Annotated in this window: 20 protein-coding genes; 14 read left to right on the top strand and 6 right to left on the bottom strand. The window is 59.5% G+C overall.

Going from position 1 to position 21,844, the window contains the following annotated elements; all coding sequences use genetic code 11:
- Positions 1 to 34 precede the first annotated feature (34 nt).
- Positions 35 to 520 (top strand): GNAT family N-acetyltransferase, encoded by a 486-nt coding sequence (locus QLG10_RS05485; protein ID WP_110748798.1) that lies wholly within the window; start codon positions 35 to 37, stop codon positions 518 to 520.
- A 135-nt stretch (positions 521 to 655) separates the two neighbouring features.
- Here the strand turns inward: QLG10_RS05485 and QLG10_RS05480 are convergent, their stop codons facing one another.
- From QLG10_RS05480 to QLG10_RS05470, 3 genes are all read right to left on the bottom strand, one after another.
- Positions 656 to 1,144 (bottom strand): N-acetyltransferase, encoded by a 489-nt coding sequence (locus QLG10_RS05480; protein ID WP_110748796.1) that lies wholly within the window; start codon positions 1,142 to 1,144, stop codon positions 656 to 658.
- Between the two features lie 99 nt (positions 1,145 to 1,243).
- Positions 1,244 to 1,729 (bottom strand): GyrI-like domain-containing protein, encoded by a 486-nt coding sequence (locus tag QLG10_RS05475; RefSeq protein ID WP_110748794.1) that lies wholly within the window; start codon positions 1,727 to 1,729, stop codon positions 1,244 to 1,246.
- Positions 1,730 to 1,796: 67 nt separating this feature from the next.
- On the bottom strand, positions 1,797 to 2,459 hold the full coding sequence (locus QLG10_RS05470) for a LysE family translocator (protein WP_282485985.1): 663 nt from the start codon (positions 2,457 to 2,459) through the stop codon (positions 1,797 to 1,799).
- 139 nt (positions 2,460 to 2,598) lie between these two features.
- Here QLG10_RS05470 and alaC point away from each other — a divergent pair, with 139 nt between their 5' ends.
- Both alaC and QLG10_RS05460 read left to right on the top strand, forming a co-directional pair.
- On the top strand, positions 2,599 to 3,816 hold the full coding sequence (gene alaC / locus QLG10_RS05465; protein ID WP_110748790.1) for an alanine transaminase: 1,218 nt from the start codon (positions 2,599 to 2,601) through the stop codon (positions 3,814 to 3,816).
- A 212-nt stretch (positions 3,817 to 4,028) separates the two neighbouring features.
- Positions 4,029 to 4,850 carry an RHS repeat-associated core domain-containing protein gene (locus QLG10_RS05460; protein ID WP_158539236.1) on the top strand — a complete coding sequence of 274 codons (822 nt, stop codon included), beginning with the start codon at positions 4,029 to 4,031 and terminating at the stop codon, positions 4,848 to 4,850.
- Between the two features lie 150 nt (positions 4,851 to 5,000).
- On the opposite strand, the gene QLG10_RS05455 is transcribed toward QLG10_RS05460, so the two are convergent.
- Together QLG10_RS05455 and QLG10_RS05450 are read right to left on the bottom strand one after the other, a co-directional pair.
- Complete coding sequence (locus QLG10_RS05455) at positions 5,001 to 6,353, bottom strand: GntP family permease (RefSeq protein WP_110748786.1); 1,353 nt, start codon at positions 6,351 to 6,353, stop codon at positions 5,001 to 5,003.
- An 83-nt stretch (positions 6,354 to 6,436) separates the two neighbouring features.
- Positions 6,437 to 6,970 (bottom strand): gluconokinase, encoded by a 534-nt coding sequence (locus QLG10_RS05450; protein ID WP_110748784.1) that lies wholly within the window; start codon positions 6,968 to 6,970, stop codon positions 6,437 to 6,439.
- 214 nt (positions 6,971 to 7,184) lie between these two features.
- Here QLG10_RS05450 and QLG10_RS05445 point away from each other — a divergent pair, with 214 nt between their 5' ends.
- The 3 genes from QLG10_RS05445 (at position 7,185) to QLG10_RS05435 (ending at position 9,940) form a co-directional block, all read left to right on the top strand.
- Complete coding sequence (locus QLG10_RS05445; RefSeq protein WP_020797076.1) at positions 7,185 to 8,216, top strand: LacI family DNA-binding transcriptional regulator; 1,032 nt, start codon at positions 7,185 to 7,187, stop codon at positions 8,214 to 8,216.
- A gap of 352 nt (positions 8,217 to 8,568) precedes the next feature.
- Positions 8,569 to 9,207 (top strand): glutathione S-transferase, encoded by a 639-nt coding sequence (locus QLG10_RS05440; RefSeq protein ID WP_110748780.1) that lies wholly within the window; start codon positions 8,569 to 8,571, stop codon positions 9,205 to 9,207.
- A 172-nt stretch (positions 9,208 to 9,379) separates the two neighbouring features.
- Positions 9,380 to 9,940, top strand: coding sequence for a hypothetical protein (locus QLG10_RS05435; RefSeq protein WP_110748779.1), 561 nt, complete (start codon positions 9,380 to 9,382; stop codon positions 9,938 to 9,940).
- Positions 9,941 to 10,066: 126 nt separating this feature from the next.
- Here QLG10_RS05435 and QLG10_RS05430 read toward each other — a convergent pair whose 3' ends face one another.
- Positions 10,067 to 11,386 (bottom strand): PAS domain-containing methyl-accepting chemotaxis protein, encoded by a 1,320-nt coding sequence (locus QLG10_RS05430; RefSeq protein ID WP_110748777.1) that lies wholly within the window; start codon positions 11,384 to 11,386, stop codon positions 10,067 to 10,069.
- A 671-nt stretch (positions 11,387 to 12,057) separates the two neighbouring features.
- Between QLG10_RS05430 and QLG10_RS05425 the strand changes: the two genes are divergently transcribed.
- The 8 genes from QLG10_RS05425 (at position 12,058) to QLG10_RS05390 (ending at position 21,840) form a co-directional block, all read left to right on the top strand.
- Positions 12,058 to 14,508: a penicillin acylase family protein gene (locus QLG10_RS05425; RefSeq protein WP_282485971.1), complete on the top strand. Its 2,451-nt coding sequence runs from the start codon at positions 12,058 to 12,060 to the stop codon at positions 14,506 to 14,508.
- Positions 14,509 to 14,696: 188 nt separating this feature from the next.
- Positions 14,697 to 15,728 carry a ligase-associated DNA damage response exonuclease gene (locus tag QLG10_RS05420; protein WP_282485969.1) on the top strand — a complete coding sequence of 344 codons (1,032 nt, stop codon included), beginning with the start codon at positions 14,697 to 14,699 and terminating at the stop codon, positions 15,726 to 15,728.
- Positions 15,725 to 17,410, top strand: a complete 1,686-nt coding sequence (locus QLG10_RS05415; protein ID WP_282485967.1) for an ATP-dependent DNA ligase — start codon at positions 15,725 to 15,727, stop codon at positions 17,408 to 17,410. Before QLG10_RS05420 ends, QLG10_RS05415 begins: the two co-directional genes overlap by 4 nt.
- 233 nt (positions 17,411 to 17,643) lie before the next feature.
- A complete protein-coding gene (locus QLG10_RS05410) occupies positions 17,644 to 18,426 on the top strand; it encodes a transporter substrate-binding domain-containing protein (protein ID WP_008060714.1) in 783 nt (260 codons plus the stop codon).
- Between the two features lie 56 nt (positions 18,427 to 18,482).
- Positions 18,483 to 19,211, top strand: a complete 729-nt coding sequence (locus QLG10_RS05405) for an ABC transporter permease (RefSeq protein WP_110748769.1) — start codon at positions 18,483 to 18,485, stop codon at positions 19,209 to 19,211.
- Entirely contained in the window at positions 19,208 to 19,918 is a 711-nt protein-coding gene (locus tag QLG10_RS05400) for an ABC transporter permease (RefSeq protein ID WP_020797087.1), read from the top strand. The genes QLG10_RS05405 and QLG10_RS05400 overlap by 4 nt, the downstream gene beginning before the upstream one ends.
- A gap of 25 nt (positions 19,919 to 19,943) precedes the next feature.
- On the top strand, positions 19,944 to 21,062 hold the full coding sequence (locus QLG10_RS05395) for a succinylglutamate desuccinylase/aspartoacylase family protein (RefSeq protein ID WP_110748767.1): 1,119 nt from the start codon (positions 19,944 to 19,946) through the stop codon (positions 21,060 to 21,062).
- Positions 21,063 to 21,075: 13 nt separating this feature from the next.
- A complete protein-coding gene (locus QLG10_RS05390; RefSeq protein WP_020797089.1) occupies positions 21,076 to 21,840 on the top strand; it encodes an ATP-binding cassette domain-containing protein in 765 nt (254 codons plus the stop codon).
- Positions 21,841 to 21,844: the final 4 nt, after the last annotated feature.

Genomic DNA, 21,844 nt, shown 5'->3' with positions numbered 1-21,844 from the left:
CAAGACTCATTTCTGTTGGAAAAAGGACACTCCAGTGACAGCCCGACTCGTACCTTACGAAAGCCTGAACGCGCTGCAGCGCCAGCAGGTCGAGGCGATCGAAGTGCATCCGGAACAAACCAGGTTTTCAGGCGACATTCACGGTGCGTTACACACCCTGTTGTCCAGGCCCGGCCCCGGCGTCAAGGGATTTGCCCTGCTGGCTGATGCGGTGCCCGTGGCCTTCCTGCTGCTCAAACGCCCACCGGTATTGCCCGCCTGGGCCAACGAACACAGCGCTACACTGCACGCTTTGCAAGTGGATCAACGCGTTCAGGGCAAAGGTTATGGCAAGGCTTGCCTGCAAGCGCTGCCAGAGGTGGCGCGCCTGGCGTGGCCGGAAATCAGGGGATTGGAATTGTCGGTGGATGCCGACAACAACGCCGCCATTGCGTTGTATGCCAAGTATGGTTTCGTCGACAGCGGCGAGGCGTACAAGGGCCGGATCGGCTATGAGCGGCGGATGGGGCTGCTGTTCTGACCGGCACACACGCCCCCCTGTAGGAGCGAGCACGCTCGCGATGGAGGTCAACGATGACGCGGGAAACCTGACGCCCCGCGGTGCCCTCTGGTTTTTCGCGAGCAGGCTCGCTCCTACAACGATTCTGCGTCGGGTTTAGAGGTTCAGCACCATCTCATGCCAAGCCATGCCGCCATGGTCGGACGCCGACGGCTTGATGTAGGCAAAACCAAAGCCCGCATACAAAGGAATATGTCGTTCCTTGCACATCAGGTTGATGCTGACCTTGCCCATCGCACGCATACGTTCGATGAACTCGCCCATCAAGCGCTTCGCCAGGCCCTGCCCCTGATAGTCCGGGTGCACGACCACCGACATGATCACCACGTGCGGGCCTGCCGGATCGTGGCCAATCAGTTCCTTGAACGCTTCGTCGGACATTTCCACCTGGAACGCCGCTCCGGAATTGATGAATCCGGCGACCACTCCATCCACTTCAGCGACGATGAAGCCCTCAGGCCAGGTGGCGATGCGGGTGGCTATTTTTTCGCGGGTGGCGGCTTCGTCGCCTTCATAAGCCAGGGTTTCGATGGCGTAGCAGCGGTCCAGATCAGCGGGCGTGACGTGGCGGATGACGGTGTTCATGGCGAGTCGCAAATCAGTTGGAAAGGACGAGGATCATAAAGCAGCGTCGATAGGACATCGAGAGACGAATCGTTTTTGATCCGCCTCCCGACACAGGGGTCATGCCTTGATCGGCAACCAGAGTTCCAGCTTGCCGGTCTTGAGCCTGGGGTTGAAGTCTTCGCTGTAGCGCTCGAATTCCGGGGCGTTCAGCAGCTCGCGCCCGGACTGCGGAAGCCACGTGCCATGGATGTACTGGAAGGTCTGCGGCAAAGACTCCAGCGGCCCCTTGTGTTCGAACACCACATACTGCTGAGGCTGGATCTCGACCCAGCGGTAGGTGTCCGGCAAATCATCGAGCTTGCTGATCTCGACACCCGCGATGTAATCAAAGCCGCCCTTGTCATCGAAATTGCAGCAGACGCCGTAGGTCACTTCGCCCTTTTGCCCTGGAACATTGCCAATATGAGGAATGAATTTTTCCCAGAGTTCGGGAATGTCTTTTACGGTTTGCTGGGTGAAGTGTCCGCCAAGCCCTGCGATCAGCAGGAAGTGTCCATGTTCGAAGCGGGGTTCCGTCACTTCGACGCTTGTTTGTTCATCCATGACTCGACTCCTGGAAGGTAAAAGTGGGTTCGGCTGGGAGTATAGAAGCCAAACCCGATTCGCCCAGCTACAGCGCGTGCAAGGGCTCGACGGCACCTGCGCCGACAAACTCGTTGTAACCCGATAGAATCACGTACACCGCGAAATAGCAGAAGATCGCCGCCGATGCCAGGTAGGAGTAACGCAGCAGCTTGTCGCCGAGCAACTTGCCGCCGTGGCTCGCTGCGAAACATAGTCCGGCGGACCACAGCAAGCCAGCGCAGAGAAACCCGCCAAGAAACAGCGCGGAGCTGAGCGGACCGCAGCCACCGGAACGGGCGATCAACGTGCCACCCACTGCGGCGAACCAGAGAATCGCGCTCGGCGACGACATGGCGAGAAAAATCCCACGGAAAAACTCTTTGCGATGGGAGTTATGTCCCACCTCGGCGGTTTCGGCCAACAGCGCCTCATGGTGGATAGCCGAGTAAATCATCTTCGCCGCGAAATAGACCAATAGCGCCGAACCGCCGATCCACAGCACCCAGCGCACGGTTTCGTATTGCAGCAAAACCGTCATGCCGGCCAGCGCCAGCACGGCGTAGATCAGGTCACCGACGCAGGTGCCCAAGCCCAGGGCGAAGCCTTGAAAATAGCCGCGCTGCATCGCCAACGTGATCATCGCGATATTGGCGACGCCGATGTCCAGGCACAGCGAAAGGCTCAACAAGAAGCCACTGGTAAATTCCATCAAACCCTTTCCTTTGGAAAAATTTGTTTACGTTGAGGCTGGACAGTCTGCCATAGCTGATCGTACATTCCGCCACAGGCCACCGCAGTGGCCAGCGTCGCTCGGACGGTTCCGGGCGCTTACGTTATCCGAGGCAACAATGGCCGAACAAGGTTCGCCGCGCCGCTTTGCGCGCATCGATCGACTCCCCCCCTACGTTTTCAACATCACTGCCGAGCTGAAGATGGCCGCCCGTCGTCGTGGCGAAGACATCATCGACTTGAGCATGGGCAACCCCGACGGCGCCACCCCGCCACACATCGTCGAAAAACTGGTCACTGTCGCCCAGCGCGCAGACACCCATGGCTACTCCACGTCCAAGGGTATTCCGCGCCTGCGCCGAGCCATTTCCAATTGGTACAAGGAGCGCTACGAGGTCGACATCGACCCGGAAAGCGAGGCCATTGTCACCATCGGTTCCAAGGAAGGCCTGGCACACTTGATGTTGGCCACCCTCGACCAGGGCGACACCGTGCTGGTACCCAACCCGAGCTACCCGATCCACATCTACGGTGCCGTAATTGCCGGCGCCCAGGTGCGTTCGGTGCCGCTGGTGCCGGGCGTGGATTTCTTCGCTGAACTGGAACGAGCCATTCGCGGTTCGATCCCGAAACCGAAGATGATGATCCTTGGTTTCCCGTCCAACCCCACCGCCCAATGCGTGGAGCTGGATTTCTTCGAACGGGTGATCGCCCTCGCCAAGCAGTACGACGTGCTGGTGGTGCATGACCTGGCCTACGCCGACATCGTCTACGACGGCTGGAAAGCCCCGTCGATCATGCAGGTACCCGGCGCAAAGGACATCGCCGTCGAATTCTTCACCCTGTCCAAGAGCTACAACATGGCGGGCTGGCGTATCGGTTTCATGGTCGGCAATCCGGAACTGGTCAACGCCCTGGCGCGGATCAAGAGCTACCACGACTATGGCACTTTCACCCCGCTGCAAGTGGCGGCCATTGCGGCACTTGAAGGCGATCAGCAATGTGTGCGCGATATCGCCGAACAGTATCGGCAGCGCCGTAACGTGCTGGTCAAAGGCTTGCATGAATTGGGCTGGATGGTGGAAAACCCGAAAGCGTCGATGTACGTCTGGGCCAAGATTCCCGAGGCCTATGCGCACCTGGGCTCGCTGGAGTTCGCCAAGAAACTGCTGGCCGAGGCCAAGGTCTGCGTCTCGCCGGGTGTTGGTTTTGGTGAGTATGGGGATGATCACGTGCGCTTTGCGCTGATCGAAAACCAGGACCGGATTCGTCAGGCCGTACGCGGGATTCGCACAATGTTCCGGGCGGATGGTCTAGGCACCAAAACCAACGCCTGACACAAAAAACAGTGGGAGCGGGCTTGCTCGCGAATGCGGTGCATCAGTCACCATGGATGTGTTTGACACAACGCTTTGGCGAGCAAGCCCGCTCTCACATTTGGCTTTGTATTGCACTCTCGCTACCTGGTAGTTCTGTCAGTTCCCGGCTCAGGGACAACGTGAAATGCTGGAGACCTTTATTGACTTGTAGTCATACGAAGAGGTTCTTCATGTCCCCATCCAATCCGTCCAATCACAGACCTCGTCTTCGGCAACACACCGTGCTGTTAGCGAGCGACAGCAAAAGCTCTGTACTCGCCGAAGTGGCTGGTTGTATCAATCACATGGCGTATTTCCCCTATGGTCAGCAGTCTGCCCAGCAGAAGGTCATGACGCACGTGGGTTTTAACGGCGAACTGCGCGAGGCGAGGACTGACTGGTATTTTTTGGGGAATGGTTACCGCGTCTACAATCCGCGATTGATGCATTTTCATAGCCCGGACAAATTCAGTCCATTCGGGAAGGGTGGATTAAATGCCTATGCGTACTGTGGGTGCGAGCCGGTGATGCGAACGGATCCGACAGGAGAGGGTTGGGTTTTTAAAGCATTTGCGTTCTTCAATGAGCTTTTTTCTGGTGTCGGTCCAACTGGCGCAAGTACGAGCCGATCCGCCACCCTAGTCAAACCGGCTGAAAAAAAGGGATGGTTTTTGGGTGCAATGGAGGATGCAATGAAAAACAGCCAAGCGCCTTTCCATACGCCCAGTCGTAAGGTCCCATTAGGGAAGTCGCGCAGACCCAATGCCGAGAGGCATTATCCTCCCTCGTATTCCCATGGCATAAGCAATACGCCTGAAACAAGACAAGCAAATGAAGTAACTGGCGCACAGAATCCGACTGTGTCTCGCAACACGTCGGTTTCCAGCTTCAGCTCTGGCTACAGTTGGACTTCCGATTATGAGAGTCGACTTGAGGCCCTGAAGAGAGGTGACGCCCCTCCCCCTCAACAAACCAAACCATCAGGTAAAGCGCGGGAATTGCGAAATGCTTAAGGAGGGTAGGCTAGTCAGATTATAAAACGTCCGACACCGAACCTTTAGGACCACTTCAGCTTGCTGACGATCGCCGACTCGGTTATGACGTTCAACCAAGTCGCCTGCATCGCCAGCAAGCCGGCTCCTACAAAATCCGTGCGGTATTGCTTATACGAACAACGACAACAACAGGATAAAGCCCAACCCCACCACCGACAGGATGGTTTCCATCGCCGTCCAGGTCTTGAAGGTTTCGGCCACGGTCATGTTGAAGTACTGCTTCACCAGCCAAAAACCGGCGTCGTTCACGTGAGACAGGATCAAGGAACCGGCACCGGTGGCCAGCACCAGCAGCTCACGGTTCACACCCGGAATCATCCCCACCACCGGCACCACGATGCCCGCGCCAGTAATGGTTGCAACGGTCGCCGAACCGGTGGCAATACGAATCACCGCCGCCACCAGCCACGCCAGCAGGATCGGCGAAATCTGCGCGGCCACCGCCATGTGGCCGATCACGTCACCCACGCCGCTGGTCACCAGCATCTGCTTGAAGCCACCACCGGCACCGATGATCAGGATGATCGCGGCAGTCGGTGCGAGGCTCGCGTCCAGCCATTTGAGCATCTGTTGCGAACCGATGCCCTGCTTGTAGCCGAAGGTGTACAGCGACAGCAGCAACGCCAGCAGCAGCGCCGAGATCGGGTGACCGATCAGGTCCATGAAAGTGCGGAAGAAGTTGCCGTCCGGCAGCACCACATCGGCAAAGGTTTTCAGCAGCATCAGGAACACTGGCGACAACACGGTGACCAGGGTGATGCCGAAGCTCGGCAGATCGCCAGCATCCGATTCACGCGCCAGTTGGTCCACCAGTTCCTGATTCGGATGACCGGGAATGTGCTTGGCGATGAACGTACCGAAGATCGGGCCGGCAATGATCGCTGTCGGCAGCGCAACGATCAGGCCGTACAGAATGGTTTTACCGATGTCGGCACCGAACACGCCGATGGCCAGCAACGGACCCGGGTGCGGCGGCACCAGGCCATGCACCGCGGACAGACCGGCCAGCAGCGGGATACCGATCTTGATGATCGACACGCCAGTGCGGCGGGCAACGATGAACACCAGCGGAATCAACAGTACGAAGCCGATTTCGAAGAACAGCGGGATGCCCACCAGGAAGGCAGCGAACATCATTGCCCACTGCACCTTGTCCTTGCCGAAGGCGCGGATCAGGGTCTGGGCGATCTGGTCCGCCCCGCCCGACTCGGCCATCATTTTTCCGAGCATGGTCCCCAGCGCCAGGATGATCCCGACGAAACCGAGCACGCCACCAAAGCCGTCCTGGAACGCCTTGATGATGGTGCCGATCGGCATGCCTGAGGTCAGCCCGAGGAAAGCGGCGGCGATGATCAGGGCAATGAAAGGGTGGAGCTTGAACTTGGTGATCAGGACGATAAGTCCGATCACCGTGACCACTGCGTCAAGCAGCAGAAACGTCTCGTGGGACATGCCAAACATTAGGGGTGTCTCCTGGTTGTTGTTGTTATTAAAGCGGGTAATTCGAAAGCCATAAGGACAGCGCTATCTCTACAAGCAAAAAATTAACTGGCGCGCTTCAAGCCATGCTCGAGCCACCAGAGGTGTGCCTGGACAGCCAGTTCGTCAACGCTGTGGATCGAGGCATTGAGCGCCAGTGTCAGTGGCTCGCCCTTGGGAGACTCGAGGGTGGCGAACTGACTTTCGATCAAGGTTGCCGGCATGAAATGGCCCGGCCGATGGGAGACGCGTTCGGCGGCGACTTCCGGGGTCAGCTCCAGGAACACAAAACCCAGGCCTGGCAAGGCACTGCGCAGTTGTTCGCGATAGATGTGCTTGAGCGCCGAGCAGGTCAGCACCGGGCGCTGGCCCAGGGCATCGATGCGGCGCAACTCATCGCACAGGCTGTCGAGCCAGCCGGCACGGTCTTCATCGTTCAGGGGAATTCCCGCGCTCATCTTTTCGATATTGGCGGCAGGATGGAAAGAGTCGCCTTCAATGGCAGTGGCGCCGCTCAGTTGGCACAGGGCTTCGCTGACGCACGTCTTGCCGCAACCGGCAACGCCCATGATGACCAGGGCGGTGATGGGATGATTCATGTAACACCTCAGCGCGCAGACAGCGCTACCTTTGCAAGCTATGACACTCGATCAAAAGTAGAAGTTGCCGACGCCTTCTTGTCATTTTTGTGGGTTGCAGCATGTTTGTCCCAACGCCAAAAAGCGAGGATCAGGCGAACCCCCACTTACGCATTTGCAGCTGCATCGAGACAGCGCTACCTTAGTGCCTTGAATTTTGTTTGGCAAGCCGTCGATGACTTCAACTAAAAACGATAAAAATACCCGCACCACTGGCCGCCCAACCCTGAACGAAGTGGCACGCCTGGCCGGCGTCAGTCCGATTACCGCTTCGCGCGCCTTGCGCGGGGTCAGCACGGTGGCCACCGAACTGGTGGAAAAAGTCCAGAAAGCCGCGCTGGAACTCAACTACGTGGTCAACCCCGCGGCCCGTGCCTTGGCTTCGGCGCAGAGCCATTCGGTGGTGGTGTTGGTGCCGTCCTTGTCCAACCTGCTGTTCATCGACACCCTGGAAGCCATTCATCAGGTGTTGCGCCCCAAGGGCTTCGAGGTGCTGATCGGCAACTTCCATTACTCGCGCGACGAAGAAGAAAACCTGCTGCGCAACTACATGGCCTATCAGCCCCGTGGCCTGCTGCTGACCGGTTTCGACCGCACCGAAAGTTCGCGACGGATGATCGAGGCCAGCAACATCCCGTGCGTGTACATGATGGAGCTCGACAGTGCTGCCGGGCTCAATTGCGTCGGCTTCTCGCAATTGGCTGCCGGCGAAACGGCGGCCGAGCATTTACTCTCGCGTGGGCGCAAGCGCCTGGCCTACATCGGTGCGCAATTGGACCAACGCACTCTGTTGCGCGGTGAAGGTTTTCGCAAAGCCCTGAAAAAGGCCGGCCTGTATGACCCCGACCTGGAAGTGCTGACCCCGCGCGCCTCGTCCGTCGGCTTGGGCGGCGAGCTGTTTCTGCAACTGCTGGCCAGTCACCCCGATGTCGATGCGATTTTCTTCGGCAACGACGACCTGGCTCAGGGCGCCTTGCTTGAGGCCATGCGCTGCGGGATCAAGATTCCCGAACAGGTGGCGATTCTTGGCTTCAACGATTTGCCGATGTCGGAGCACATGGTCCCGCGCCTGAGCAGCATCAACACGCCGCGCGAAGCCATCGGCCGTCGTGCGGCGGAGCAGATGCTGACGCTGATGGCTGGCAACACAGTGGCAAAACCTGTGCAGGACATGGGGTTTGAGCTGAAGGTACGCGAGAGTACTTGAGTCCGGTACTTCCCCCCGCTATGAAACGATAGCGCCGCGAAACCGGATGCCTCATGGCGACCAGGCCTACGAGGCAATCCGGGCCCGCAGCTGTATTTCGAAACACATTTCGTCCTGCGCTTCACGCAGAAATGAATGCTACGCCAGCAAGGACACAGGCTTGGTTAGTCGGCCCAAGACCGTGTTCGATCTGCCTGGTCGCAGATCCGACACGCCGTACCGTCAAGCGGTGCGACGCCCACGCCTTGGGATTTCAACTAGTCTTGAATGTGTTTCTCATCCCGCTGAGTGCTCTCTGTGGCTGAAAAACTGTTAATTTCCTGAAGCGCACATACGCTAACGGAGTAGCACAATGGAACACACACTGAAGATTCTGGGAAAAGCCTCGTCGATCAACGTCAGAAAGGTCCTGTGGACCTGTGAGGAGTTGGGCCTTTCCTACGAACGCGAGGATTGGGGCAGCGGTTTTGCCTCGACCCACAGCCCTGAGTTTCTCCGGTACAACCCCAACGCGCAGGTGCCGGTGATCATCGATGAGGCCGGTGTACTGTGGGAATCCAACACCATATGCCGCTACCTCTGCGCCAGGCACCAGCATCACCACACGGAGCTGCTACCCAGCGAACCGGCCGCCCGTGCGCGGGTGGAACAGTGGATGGATTGGCAAGCCACCGATCTCAATTCATCCTGGAGTTATGCGTTCATGGCGCTGGTGCGCAAGGATCCGGAATACCAGGATACGCATCGCATTGACATCAGCGTGCGCGGTTGGAACCAGAAAATGGCCATCCTCGAACATCAGCTCGCAACCACCAAGGCGTATGTCGCCGGGGCAAAATTCACCGTGGCCGACATTGTCATCGGACTCTCGGTCAACCGTTGGCTGATGACGCCCATGGAGCGTCCCGACTATTCGGCCGTCGACGAGTATTTCAAACGCCTGGCGCAACACCCGGGGTTTCTCAAACACTGCTGTAACGGCTTGCCTTGAGCCACTTCCGATAGCGGTCGACCGCTGCCGCCCGGCGGCAAGGCCTGACCGCAAACCCACCTTGCCTATCGGGGTTAATTCATTCTAACAATTTGATTTAATTGATATTTTATCTACGGGCATACTGTTTGCTGAAGCACTGCACCGCCAATACCTACAAGGTCCGCTTATCATGTTGGTCAGTGCAAAATTAAACCTGGTAACCCCCCTTCCCAAACGCCCCGGTGAGGATCCGACCGCGGAAGCCGCCGCCGGCCTGCAAAGCGTCATGACGCAGGCCTTGCAGAACAACCTGCAGGCGCAAACCACGCAAACCAGCACCCAGGTCGAGGAATCCGCCACGCATCTGGCCACGCAACAGGTGAATGAAGCCACTCGCATCAGCGATAACGTCGACGAAGCGTTCGCCAAGACCCGCGTTGGCCTACAGGCAACCTCCGCGCCGCTGCCTGAGGACGTAAAAGACAGGATCGGCGATGCTTCGGCGACAGCCGACTTCAAAGACTACATGAGCAAGACCCCGGAACAGCGCATGCGCGATGCGATCCTGCAAGAGATGGGATTGAGCCAGGAGGAGATCGATCAGATGCCACCGGAGAAACAACAAGCCATCGGCGAAGAAATAGCCCAGCGCGTGCGGGAGAAGGCGCAGATGGCTGCAGCCGAGAAAGACCAGCGCAAGGGTGAACACACCAGTATCGAGGGTGTGGACAAGCTCATCGCCTCGCTGTGATGGTTGTTGTAGGAGCGAGCATGCTCGCGATGAACCCGAGAATGACGCGGGGCGCCAGGATCCCAGCGTCATCGTTGACGACCATCGCGAGCAGAGCTCGCTCCTACAGGGAAATCAAGGGGGTGATCAGTTCAACTGCAAAGTCGAGTTGAACTGACTGATCGCGTCCACCACATGGCGCGATCCCTGCTGGATTTCCAGGATCACTTCCCCCGCCTCGTTCGCCAGCTCCACGCCCAGCCCGGTTCGACTCAGGCTCGACTGCATGCTCGATACCGCACTCAATGACAGGTCGTGGTTCTTGCGCACCACATCGACAATTTCCAGGGTGGCCTGGCTGGTGCGTGCGGCAAGGCTGCGCACTTCATCGGCCACCACGGCAAACCCTCGCCCGTGCTCGCCGGCACGGGCCGCTTCGATGGCGGCGTTGAGCGCCAGCAAGTTGGTCTGATCGGCAATCCCGCGGATGGTCTGGACGATGGTGCCGATGATGTCGGACTGTTGGTTCACCGCATCGATGCTCAGCGCCGCCTGGTTCAAGTCCCTGGAGATATCCTGGATGATCTGCACCGTTTGCTGCACCACCTCGGAGCCCTTGCGCGCGCAGGCGTCGTTTTGCACCGAGGTACTGTGAGCCGAATCCGCGGCGGTTTGCAGGGTCGTCATTTGTTGGGTGATGTCGCTGGCGAACTTGACCACTTTGTAAAGGCGGCCCTTGGCGTCGAATAACGGATTATAGGAAGCTTCCAGGTATATCGTCTGGCCCTGCTTGTTCTTGCGCTCGAAACGATGCGAGTGATATTCGCCTCGGTTCAGCGAGGCCCAGAAATTCCTGTAGCCCTGGGATTCCGCTTCGGCACGATGACAGAACATGCTGTGATGCTGACCGACGATTTCATGGAGCGAGTACTGGGTGGTTTTCAGGAAGTTTTCGTTTGCGCTGATCACTCGGCCTTCGGGGGTGAATTCGATCACCGCCATGGAGCGACCAATCGCGGCGAGCCGGCTTTCGTTTTCGTGTTCCTTGATGACCCGGGCAGAAATGTCGGTGGCCACCTTGATCACGCTGCGTACCTGCCGGTCCGGCCCCAGCACCGGCATGTAGCTGGCTTCGAGCCAGATCTCCTTGCCGCTTTTGTCCAAGCGCAGAAAGGTTCCGCTGATCGGTTCGCCCCGCGCCAGGTCTCGCCACAACCTGGCGTACTCCTCACTGCGGTAAAACGCCTCTTCACAGAATATCCGGTGATGTTTGCCGCGTACTTCGTCGGCGCTGTAACCCATGACCTTGCAAAAATTCTCGTTGGCATCGAGGACCGTGCCATCGGGACTGAATTCAATCATCGCCATCGACCGGCTGACGGCAGCCAGCTTGGCGTTGGCCTCAGTCAGCGCGCAGCTGAAACGTTCGATTTCCAGCAGGTCAGCCTTGTGATGCAGGTTAAACATGGTCGTACCACCTATACGCGTTTATGAAAGTTGCTGGTCTTTCAAATCCACCACTACGTTCAATAGAACAGGTACACGCATCCCTCCAAAAAGGAGGAATGAACAGGTGATAGGTGATGTTCGATCGGAGGAAGTCCTTATCGCAACACTCCCATCAAGACATCCATCTCTTGATAGCCCGGCGTCGGGCCAGCCCTAACGTGCTCATAAGCGAACTCCATTTCCAGACAACTTCCTGCAAGTGTGTCGGTGCCTTGAATTGCGCACTCTGGCAGCTTGGCTCGATGATCCAATGCCGACGATAACGGTCGGCATGGCTAGTTAGCGTCAGCATAGACATCGGTCTTCGGCTTGCAAGGCCACTAGTCGGCCAGCATCGAGGACAAAATCGGTTCAGCGCGCCTCCGGGGGGGCACACGTAACCTTAATCACAGGTGCGATCTGACTGGCCTGCGTCGCCAGGCACGCTGAACCCCTTCAGCGCGAGCGCAAAACAAGCGTCGCGTCAGCACAATGGATTGGCTACTGTCAGAAATAACTGGCTCGACCGATGGCACCATCGGGCCGATTGTTGAAATAACCCCGCATCCCGCTTGCGCGGCCCCCTCCTGCTCACTAACGTAGCGCCTTTATTGCGCGCCGCCGCCTTTACCCCCCGCAGGAGCTTTGCCATGGCCTCGCCAGCCCTTTCACATTTTCTACCCCGGTTCGGCGTTGCCGCAGCAGTGACGGGTGTCTTGAGCCTGACCGGTTGTCAGAGCTTCAATGCCCAGGACACCCTCCCGCCCATCTCCGGCGTACAGCCGCTCAAAGGCCTGGCGCAGAACGTTTCGGTTCGGCGCAATGCCATGGGCATGCCGTTGATCGAAAGCAGCACCTTCCACGACGCACTGTTCTCCCTCGGCTATGTCCACGCCAGTGACCGCATCACCCAGATGGTCACCCTGCGCTTGCTCGCCCAGGGTCGATTGGCCGAGATGCAGGGAGCGGACCTGTTGGACGCCGACCGCTATATGCGCGCGGTCAACCTGAAGAAAAGCGCTGGCGAGTTGTACAAGGCCTCCTCACCGCGACTCAAGCGCTTCTTCGAAGTCTATGCCCGCGGGGTCAACGCCTATCTGTTCCGCTACCGCGACAAGCTGCCTGCCGACCTCGCTGCCACCGGGTACAAGCCTGAGTACTGGAAGCCGGAAGACTCGGCACTGATTTTCTGCCTGCTGAACTTCAGTCAGTCAGCCAACCTGCCCGAGGAAATTGCCTCGCTGGTGCTGGCCCAGAGCCTCAACACCGACAAATTGCCGTGGCTGACCCCTTCGGCCCCGGATGAAAAACTGCCACTGGCCGAAAGTGAAAAACTGCAAGGCATCAAGCTCAGCGGGCAAGTACCGGGGCTGGCCGAGATCAGCAAGGCCACCGGCCAGTTGTCCGAGCTTAATCTGCTGGGCGCCACCTCATCGAACAACTGGGCCATTGCGCCGCAGCGCAGCCGCAGCGGTAAAAGCCTGCTGGCCAGCGACAGCCACGGGCCGGTGGGGGTACCGGCACTGTTTAGCTACGTGCAGATCCGCACATCGAAGTACCAGGCTTCCGGTGTGACCCTCGCCGGGTTGCCGATGATCCTGGGAGGCTTCAATGGCAAAGTCGCCTGGAGCATGACCAGCGTCATGGGCGACAACCAGGACCTGTTCCTGGAAAAAATCAAACGCCAGGGTAATGGGCTGTCCTACGAAACCGCTGGCAAGTGGCAGTCGGCGATCGTGCGCAACGAAACCTACTTCGTCAAAGGCCAGCGGCCGATTCGCGAAGCGATATTCGAAACCCGCCACGGCCCCCTGCTCAACAGTGCCCAGGGCCTGGCGCAGGGCAGCGGGTTCGGCCTGGCCTTGCAAACGCCGAACTTTACCGACGACAAGAGCCTGGACGCCTTCTTTGACCTGTCCCGGGCGCAGAATGTCGAGAAAGCCTCGGACGCCAGCCGCGAGATTCGCGCCATTGCCTTGAACCTGGTGTTTGCCGATGCCAGCCACATTGGCTGGCAAGTCACCGGCCGCTATCCAAACCGCCGCGAAGGCGAAGGCCTGTTGCCCTCGCCTGGTTGGGAGGGACGTTACGATTGGGACGGTTACGCCGACCCGATGCTGCACCCCTACGATCAGGACCCGGCCCAAGGCTGGCTCGGCACCGCCAACCAGCGGGTCATCCCCCATGGCTATGGCATGCAGCTATCCAACTCCTGGTCGGCACCGGAACGTGGCGAGCGCCTGGCCGAACTGGCCGGCGCGGGCAAGCACGACACCCGTAGCCTGATCGCCATGCAGTACGACCAGACCACCACCTTCGCCGCCAAACTGAAGAAAATGTTCGAAGCACCGGGGATGTCACTGCCGCTCAAGCAGGCCATCGAGGCCTTGCCCATGGCGGATCGCGGCAAGGCACGCGAGGCCCTGACCCGCTTGATGGCATTTGACGGCAAACTCAGCCCGACCTCCGCCGATGCGGCGATCTACCAGTTGTTCCTGCAGGAAAGCACCCGGCAGATTTTCCTCGATGAATTGGGGCCACAAGGCAGCCCGGCGTGGCAAGCCTTCATCGCCAATGGCAGCTTGTCTTACGCGGCGCAGGCCGATCACTTGCTGGGGCGCGAAGACAGCCCATTCTGGGATGATGTGCACACTGCGCAGAAAGAAGACAAACCGGCGATCCTCGCCCGCAGCCTGGCGGCGGCGATCACCGCTGGCGACAGTCAGTTGGGTGGCGATCATAAAGCCTGGCAGTGGGGCAAACTTCACCGCTATGAGTGGAAGAACGCCAGCGGCCAGACCGTGCGAGGTCCGCAGCCAGCCGGCGGCGACCACACCACCCTCAACACGGCCGCCTATGCCGTGGGCCAAGACTTCAACACCACACGGGTGCCGGCCATGCGCCTTATCGTCGACTTCGGCCAGCCCGAACCACTGATGGGCCAGATCGCCACCGGCCAGTCCGGCAACCCGGCCAGCCCGAACTACCTCAACGGTATCGAGCCATCGCTGAAGGGGCAGTACCAAAGCTTGCCGATGCATCCGGAGAATTTTGACCGGGTGTATGGAACCAAGCGCCTGACCCTGACACCTGGAAAATAACCACATTCCCTGTAGGAGCTGCCGCAGGCTGCGATCTTTTGATCTTGATCTTTGAAAAAACAAGGTCAAAAGATCGCAGCCTGCGGCAGCTCCTACAGGGGGTAGGTTGTTTACCCGGGAATTCCCGATAGAACTTCTTCGCCCGCGCCAGCCTCCTAGCTAACAAGCCCCTCCACCTGGATAACAACGTGGACCTTGTCATCGCGCGCCCCGAAGGCTTGTACTGTCCTCCAGGCGATTTCTACATCGATCCGTGGCGGCCGGTCGAGCGTTCGGTCATCACCCACGCCCATGGCGACCACGCCCGCACCGGCAACCAGCATTATCTGGCGGCAGCACCTGGTGAAGGGATACTGCGGGCGCGACTGGGCCAGGACATCGACCTGCAAACCCTGGCGTATGGCGAGCGGTTGCTGCATCACGGCGTCACCCTGAGTTTCCACCCCGCCGGCCACGTACTCGGGTCGGCCCAGGTGCGCCTGGAATATGGCGGGCAGGTCTGGGTGGCGTCAGGTGACTACAAGATCGAACCCGACGGCACCTGCGCGCCGTTCGAACCGGTGCGCTGTCACACCTTCATCACCGAGTCGACCTTCGGCCTGCCGATCTATCGCTGGCAGCCCCAGGCGCAGGTCTTTGCCGAGATCAATCAGTGGTGGCAGGCCAATGCCGAGCAAGACAAAGCCAGCGTGCTGTTCTGTTATTCCTTCGGCAAGGCCCAGCGCATTCTCCATGGCATCGATGCCAGCCTCGGGCCGATCCTGACGCATGGCGCGGTGGAGCCGCTGAACCGTGTCTATCGCGAGGCCGGCATAGACCTGCCGCCAACGCTCTACGCGGGCGACTTCCAAAAGAGCGATCCGATTCTGCGCAAAGCGCTGGTCATCGCTCCGCCTTCGGCCGGTGGCAGCACCTGGATGCGTCGTTTCGGCGACTACAGCGACGGTTTCGCCAGCGGCTGGATGCGCTTGCGCGGAACGCGTCGGCGACGCGGGGTGGATCGCGGTTTCGTATTGTCCGATCACGCAGACTGGCCGGGTTTGCTCTGGGCAATCGAACAGACTGGCGCTGAGCGGGTAATGGTCACGCACGGCTCCGTCGCGGTATTGGTGCGCCACCTGCGTGAACAAGGCCTCGATGCCCAGGGCTTTCGCACCGAGTACGGTGACGATGAGGAGGCATCGAGCGCCGAAGCCGAGAGCATCGAGGCGCTGCCATGAAGGATTTCGCCCAGCTGTACGCCGAACTCGACGCCACGACATCGAGCAACGCCAAGCTGGCGGCCATGCAAGATTATTTTGCTCAGGCCGCCCCGGAAGATGCCGCGTGGGCGGTGTACTTTCTGTCCGGAGGACGCCCCAGGCAATTGGTGCCGGTGCGCGTCCTGCGGGAATTGGCAGTCGCGTATTCCGGGCTTTCGGCATGGCTGTTCGAAGAAAGCTACCAGGCGGTGGGCGACCTGGCGGAAACGATTTCCCTGGTGTTGCCCGAATCGCCTTATCGCTCCAGCGACGGCTTGGCGGTGTGGATCGAAGAAAAACTGCTGCCATTGCGTGGCGAATCCCCGCAGGTGCTCGCCGAACGCCTGCCCGCTCTCTGGTCACAACTGGACCGCCCCAGCCTTATGTTGTGCATCAAGTTGATCACCGGCAGTTTTCGCGTGGGTGTCTCGAAGTTGCTGGTGACCCGAGCCCTGGCCTCCATGACTGGCCTGGACAGCAAGCGCGTGGCCCAGCGAATGGTCGGCTACACCGACTTGTCCAACCGCCCCACGGCCGCCAGCTACCTGAAGTTGATCGCCGCGCAATCTCCCGACGAACATGCGCAACGCGGCGGCCAACCGTATCCGTTTTTCCTCGCCCACGCCCTGGCACAACCGGTCGAACAATTCGAAGCGCTGCTCGGTGCCGCCAGCCAGTGGCAGGTCGAATGGAAGTGGGATGGCATCCGCGCCCAGATTGTCAAACGCGAAGGACGCCTGTGGATCTGGTCGCGCGGTGAAGAATTGGTCACCGATCGCTTTCCTGAATTTGACAGTCTGATCCACTGCTTGCCCGACGGCACCGTGATCGACGGCGAGATCGTCGCCTGGAAAGCCGCTCACACGGGGACCGAAGATGCCTTCGATCCGCCCACGGATTCCCCTGCCGTACAACCTTTCGCCCTGTTGCAGCAGCGGATCGGCCGGAAAAACCTCACCCGCAAGATTCTCAATGAGGTGCCGGTGGTCATCCTCGCGTACGACTTGCTGGAATGGCAAGGCGAGGACTGGCGCAATCAGCCGCAGAACCGGCGGCGCAGTCAATTGGAGGAGCTGATCACCCAAGCAAACAATCCTCTGCTGCTCGCTTCGCCCTTGTTGACCGGCGAAGACTGGTTCGACCTCGCCCGCCAGCGGGAAGCATCGCGCCGGCTCGGGGTCGAAGGCATGATGCTCAAGGCTCGGGACGCGCTCTACGGCGTCGGTCGCACCAAGGACATGGGGGTCTGGTGGAAATGGAAAGTCGACCCGTTCAGTGTCGACGCGGTGCTGATTTATGCGCAGCGCGGCCATGGCCGCCGCGCCAGTCTCTACAGCGATTACACGTTCGCCGTCTGGGACGCGCCACCCGACGCCAGCGAGCGCGCGCTGGTGCCGTTTGCCAAGGCCTATTCAGGGTTGACCGATGAACAAATGCGCCAGGTCGACAACATCGTGCGCAAAACCACGGTAGAAAAGTTCGGCCCGGTGATCAGCGTCAAGCCGAGCCTGGTGTTTGAACTGGGTTTCGAGGGCATCGCCTTGTCCAAACGCCACAAAAGCGGGATTGCGGTGCGGTTTCCGCGGATGCTGCGCTGGCGCCAGGACAAATCGGTCGAAGAGGCTGATCATCTGGGAACGTTGCAGGACTTACTTGGTTAACCCGCTACGTGGAATTTAAGGCGGTCCCGTGGTGAGGCCTCGCTTCAGAAAAGTGCAGGCTTTTCACGACGCCCATTTTCGTGCACTAATCCCCTCCTGCAATTTCCCGAACACCTTTTAAACGCTTGTTCGGCACTCTGGTTCGGAAATTGCTACTTTCATTAGGGCTTACGCTTACCAGTAACAATAATTCTGCGCCACAAGCGCTCATATTGGTTCTTAGGGATTGAATAATGAAAAAAGCATTGCTGACCCTTTCTGCACTGGCGTTGTGCGTGGCAGCCGGTTCCGCGCTGGCAAAGGAATACAAGGAATTGCGTTTTGGTGTTGACCCTTCCTACGCGCCTTTCGAGTCGAAAGCGGCCGACGGCAACCTGGTAGGCTTCGACATCGATCTGGGGAACGCGATCTGCGCTGAGCTGAAGGTCAAGTGCAAATGGGTCGAAAGCGACTTCGACGGCATGATTCCAGGCCTCAAGGCCAATAAATTCGACGGCGTGATCTCTTCGATGACCGTCACCCCGGCCCGCGAAAAAGTCATCGACTTCTCCAGCGAACTGTTCTCCGGCCCAACCGCCTACGTGTCCAAGAAAGGTTCTGGCGTGACGGCCGACGTCGCATCGCTGAAAGGCAAGACCGTAGGCTACGAGCAAGGCACCATCCAGGAAGCCTACGCGAAAGCCGTCCTGGACAAGGCAGGCGTTAAAACCCAGGCCTATCAGAACCAGGACCAGGTGTATTCCGACCTGACTTCCGGTCGTCTCGACGCCGGGATCCAGGACATGCTGCAAGCCGAACTGGGCTTCCTGAAGTCGCCAAATGGTGCCGATTACGAAATCAGCAAGCCGGTCGACAGCGAACTGCTGCCCGCCAAGACAGCAATCGGCATTAAGAAAGGTAACACCGAGCTGAAAGCACTTTTGGATAAAGGTATCAAAGCGTTACACGATGATGGCACCTACGCCACTATTCAAAAGAAACACTTCGGCGATCTGAACCTGTACAGCGGCAAGTAATGCCCGGCGCCCATCTCGCGATGGGCGCTTTTTTCATCCGATCAGGTTGCTGATTTATGTTCGAAAACCTCTTAAACACTCTGGGGCTCTCCGCCTTCAGCCTCAAGGGCTTTGGCCCGCTGCTGATGGAAGGTACCTGGATGACCATCAAGTTATCGGCGATGTCGCTGCTGGTGGCCGTATTGCTCGGTCTACTCGGCGCCAGTGCCAAGCTGTCGAAAATCAAACTGCTACGCCTGCTTGCACAGTGCTACACCACGCTGATTCGCGGGGTGCCAGACCTGGTGCTGATGCTGCTGATCTTCTACAGCCTGCAAACCTGGCTGACGTCGCTCACCGATTACATGGAATGGGAATACATCGAGATCAACCCGTTCAGCGCCGGGGTACTGACCCTGGGTTTCATCTACGGCGCCTACTTCACCGAAACCTTCCGCGGCGCGATCCTCGCCGTGCCTCGCGGGCAGGTCGAAGCGGCCACGGCCTACGGACTCAAGCGTGGCCAGCGGTTTCGTATCGTGGTGTTTCCGCAAATGATGCGCTATGCCCTGCCGGGTATCGGCAACAACTGGATGGTCATGCTCAAGGCCACTGCACTGGTGTCGATCATCGGCCTCGCCGACCTGGTCAAGGCGGCCCAGGATGCGGGTAAAAGCAGCTATCAGCTGTTCTACTTCCTGGTGCTCGCCGCCCTGATCTACCTGGCGATCACCAGCGCCTCCAACGTCATTCTGCGCTGGCTCGAACGCCGCTATGCCGCGGGTACCCGGGAGGCCGTGCGATGATCGAACTCCTGCAGGAATACTGGAAAGCCTTCCTCTACACCGACGGTCAGAACATCACCGGCCTGGCCATGACCCTGTGGTTGCTCAGTGCATCGATATTCATCGGCTTCATCGTCTCGATTCCGCTGTCGATCGCCCGGGTTTCACCGCACTTCTACATTCGCTGGCCGGTGCAGTTCTACACCTACCTGTTTCGCGGCACACCTTTGTATATCCAGCTGCTGATCTGCTACACCGGGATCTACAGCCTGGCCGCCGTGCGCGCGCAACCCTTGCTCGACAGCTTCTTTCGCGATGCGATGAACTGCACCATCCTGGCGTTCGCCCTGAACACCTGCGCCTACACCACGGAGATCTTCGCCGGGGCGATCCGCAGCATGGCCCACGGTGAAGTCGAAGCCGCCAAGGCCTACGGCCTGACAGGCTGGAAGCTGTATGCCTACGTGATCATGCCTTCGGCCCTGCGTCGCTCGCTGCCGTACTACAGCAACGAAGTGATCCTGATGCTGCATTCGACCACCGTGGCGTTCACTGCGACTATCCCGGACATCCTGAAAGTCGCTCGGGACGCCAACTCGGCGACCTTCCTGACCTTCCAGTCGTTTGGGATCGCCGCGCTGATCTACCTGACCGTCACCTTTGCGCTGGTCGGCCTGTTCCGCCTCGCCGAACGCCGATGGCTGGCCTTCCTCGGGCCGACTCACTAGGACCCCGCTTCGGGAAACACGACAAATGCGCCACCAGATACATGACTTGCTGGCCCCGCTGCCGGGGACTGCACGACAGATCCACAGTTTTCACTTCGGGCCGCAACCGGCCAACGGCAAGATCTACATCCAGTCGTCCCTGCACGCCGATGAAATGCCCGGCATGCTGGTGGCGTGGCACCTCAAGCAACGCCTGGCGGAGTTGGAAGCCGCCGGCCGGCTGCGCAGCGAAATCGTCCTGGTACCCGTGGCGAACCCGCCGGGCCTGGAGCAAGTGCTGATGGATGTACCGCTGGGGCGCTATGAGCTCGAAAGCGGGCAGAACTTCAACCGCTGGTTCATCGATTTGAGCGAAGAGGTGGGCAACGCGATCGAAGGCCAACTCGGCGACGACCCGCAGCGCAACCTCGAACTGATCCGCAACAACCTGCGCCAGGCATTGGCGCGGCAGACCGCCAGCACCCAGCTGCAATCCCAGCGCCTGACCCTGCAACGGCTGGCCTGCGATGCCGACATGGTGCTGGACCTGCATTGTGACTTCGAAGCAGTGGCGCACCTGTACACCACGCCCGAAGCCTGGCCGCAGGTCGAGCCGCTGGCTCGCTACATCGGTTCACAAGCCAGCCTGTTGGCCACCGATTCCGGTGGCCAGTCATTCGATGAATGCTTCACGCTGCTCTGGTGGCAATTGAAGGAGCGCTTCGGCGAGCACTTCGATATTCCGCTGGGGAGCTTTTCAGTCACCGTCGAGCTGCGCGGCCAGGGCGACGTCAACCACCCGCTGGCCAGCCAGGACAGCCAGGCGCTGATCGACTATCTGATTCACTTCGGCGCGATTGCCGGTGAGTCGGCGCCGATGCCCGACCTGCCCTACCCGGCCACCCCCCTGGCCGGAGTGGAACCCGTGGCGACGCCTGTTGGCGGGCTGCTGGTGTTCAGTGCGCTGCCGGGGCAATACCTGGAAGCCGGGCAACTGATCGCCGAAATCATTGACCCCATCAGCGACCGTGTCACGCCTGTCCATTGCACTGCCGCCGGCCTGATGTACGCCCGCTCGCTGCGCCGCATGGCCACCGCCGGCATGGTGATCGCCCACGTCGCGGGCGCCGAAGCCTATCGCAGCGGCTACCTACTTTCGCCTTGAGGATGCATGCTCCATGTACAAACTGACCATTGAAGGCCTGCATAAAAGCTATGGCGACCATGAGGTGCTCAAGGGCGTTTCGCTCAAGGCCAACACGGGCGATGTCATCAGCCTGATCGGTGCCAGCGGCTCCGGAAAAAGTACCTTCCTGCGCTGCATCAACTTCCTCGAACAGCCCAACGATGGGGCCATGAGCCTCGACGGTCAGGCAATCCGCATGATCAAGGATCGTCATGGCATGCACGTGGCCGATGCCGATGAACTGCAACGAATCCGTACCCGCCTGGCCATGGTGTTCCAGCATTTCAACTTGTGGAGCCACATGACGGTGCTGGAAAACATCACCATGGCCCCGCGCCGGGTGCTGGGCTGCAGCAAGCAGGAAGCCGAAGACCGCGCCCGACGTTACCTCGACAAGGTCGGGCTGGCAGCACGCGTAGCGGATCAATACCCGGCATTCCTTTCCGGTGGCCAGCAACAACGGGTGGCGATTGCTCGCGCGTTGGCCATGGAACCGGAAGTGATGCTGTTTGATGAACCAACCTCGGCGCTCGACCCGGAACTGGTGGGAGAAGTGCTCAAGGTGATCCAGGGCCTGGCTGAAGAAGGCCGGACCATGATCATGGTCACCCATGAAATGAGCTTCGCGCGCAAAGTGTCGAGCCAGGTGTTGTTCCTGCACCAGGGCCTGGTGGAGGAAGAAGGTGCGCCGGAGGATGTGCTGGGCAACCCGAAGAGCGAGCGTCTGAAACAGTTCCTCAGCGGCAACTTGAAATAAGCGT

This window comes from Pseudomonas sp. V98_8 (assembly GCF_029967975.1).
GTDB classification, from domain to species: Bacteria; Pseudomonadota; Gammaproteobacteria; order Pseudomonadales; family Pseudomonadaceae; genus Aquipseudomonas; species Aquipseudomonas umsongensis.
The sequence above is the reverse complement of the archived record's forward strand: the minus strand, read 5'-3'. Positions and strand labels throughout refer to the sequence as shown.

Coding starts and splice junctions, on each gene's coding strand:
- QLG10_RS05480 (WP_110748796.1), bottom strand. CDS start 1,144: ATGAACACCGTCATCCGCCACGTCACGCCCGCTGATCTGGACCGCTGC.
- QLG10_RS05475 (WP_110748794.1), bottom strand. CDS start 1,729: ATGGATGAACAAACAAGCGTCGAAGTGACGGAACCCCGCTTCGAACAT.
- QLG10_RS05470 (WP_282485985.1), bottom strand. CDS start 2,459: ATGGAATTTACCAGTGGCTTCTTGTTGAGCCTTTCGCTGTGCCTGGAC.
- alaC (WP_110748790.1), top strand. CDS start 2,599: ATGGCCGAACAAGGTTCGCCGCGCCGCTTTGCGCGCATCGATCGACTC.
- QLG10_RS05460 (WP_158539236.1), top strand. CDS start 4,029: ATGTCCCCATCCAATCCGTCCAATCACAGACCTCGTCTTCGGCAACAC.
- QLG10_RS05455 (WP_110748786.1), bottom strand. CDS start 6,353: ATGTTTGGCATGTCCCACGAGACGTTTCTGCTGCTTGACGCAGTGGTC.
- QLG10_RS05450 (WP_110748784.1), bottom strand. CDS start 6,970: ATGAATCATCCCATCACCGCCCTGGTCATCATGGGCGTTGCCGGTTGC.
- QLG10_RS05445 (WP_020797076.1), top strand. CDS start 7,185: ATGACTTCAACTAAAAACGATAAAAATACCCGCACCACTGGCCGCCCA.
- QLG10_RS05440 (WP_110748780.1), top strand. CDS start 8,569: ATGGAACACACACTGAAGATTCTGGGAAAAGCCTCGTCGATCAACGTC.
- QLG10_RS05435 (WP_110748779.1), top strand. CDS start 9,380: ATGTTGGTCAGTGCAAAATTAAACCTGGTAACCCCCCTTCCCAAACGC.
- QLG10_RS05430 (WP_110748777.1), bottom strand. CDS start 11,386: ATGTTTAACCTGCATCACAAGGCTGACCTGCTGGAAATCGAACGTTTC.
- QLG10_RS05425 (WP_282485971.1), top strand. CDS start 12,058: ATGGCCTCGCCAGCCCTTTCACATTTTCTACCCCGGTTCGGCGTTGCC.
- QLG10_RS05415 (WP_282485967.1), top strand. CDS start 15,725: ATGAAGGATTTCGCCCAGCTGTACGCCGAACTCGACGCCACGACATCG.
- QLG10_RS05410 (WP_008060714.1), top strand. CDS start 17,644: ATGAAAAAAGCATTGCTGACCCTTTCTGCACTGGCGTTGTGCGTGGCA.
- QLG10_RS05405 (WP_110748769.1), top strand. CDS start 18,483: ATGTTCGAAAACCTCTTAAACACTCTGGGGCTCTCCGCCTTCAGCCTC.
- QLG10_RS05400 (WP_020797087.1), top strand. CDS start 19,208: ATGATCGAACTCCTGCAGGAATACTGGAAAGCCTTCCTCTACACCGAC.
- QLG10_RS05395 (WP_110748767.1), top strand. CDS start 19,944: ATGCGCCACCAGATACATGACTTGCTGGCCCCGCTGCCGGGGACTGCA.
- QLG10_RS05390 (WP_020797089.1), top strand. CDS start 21,076: ATGTACAAACTGACCATTGAAGGCCTGCATAAAAGCTATGGCGACCAT.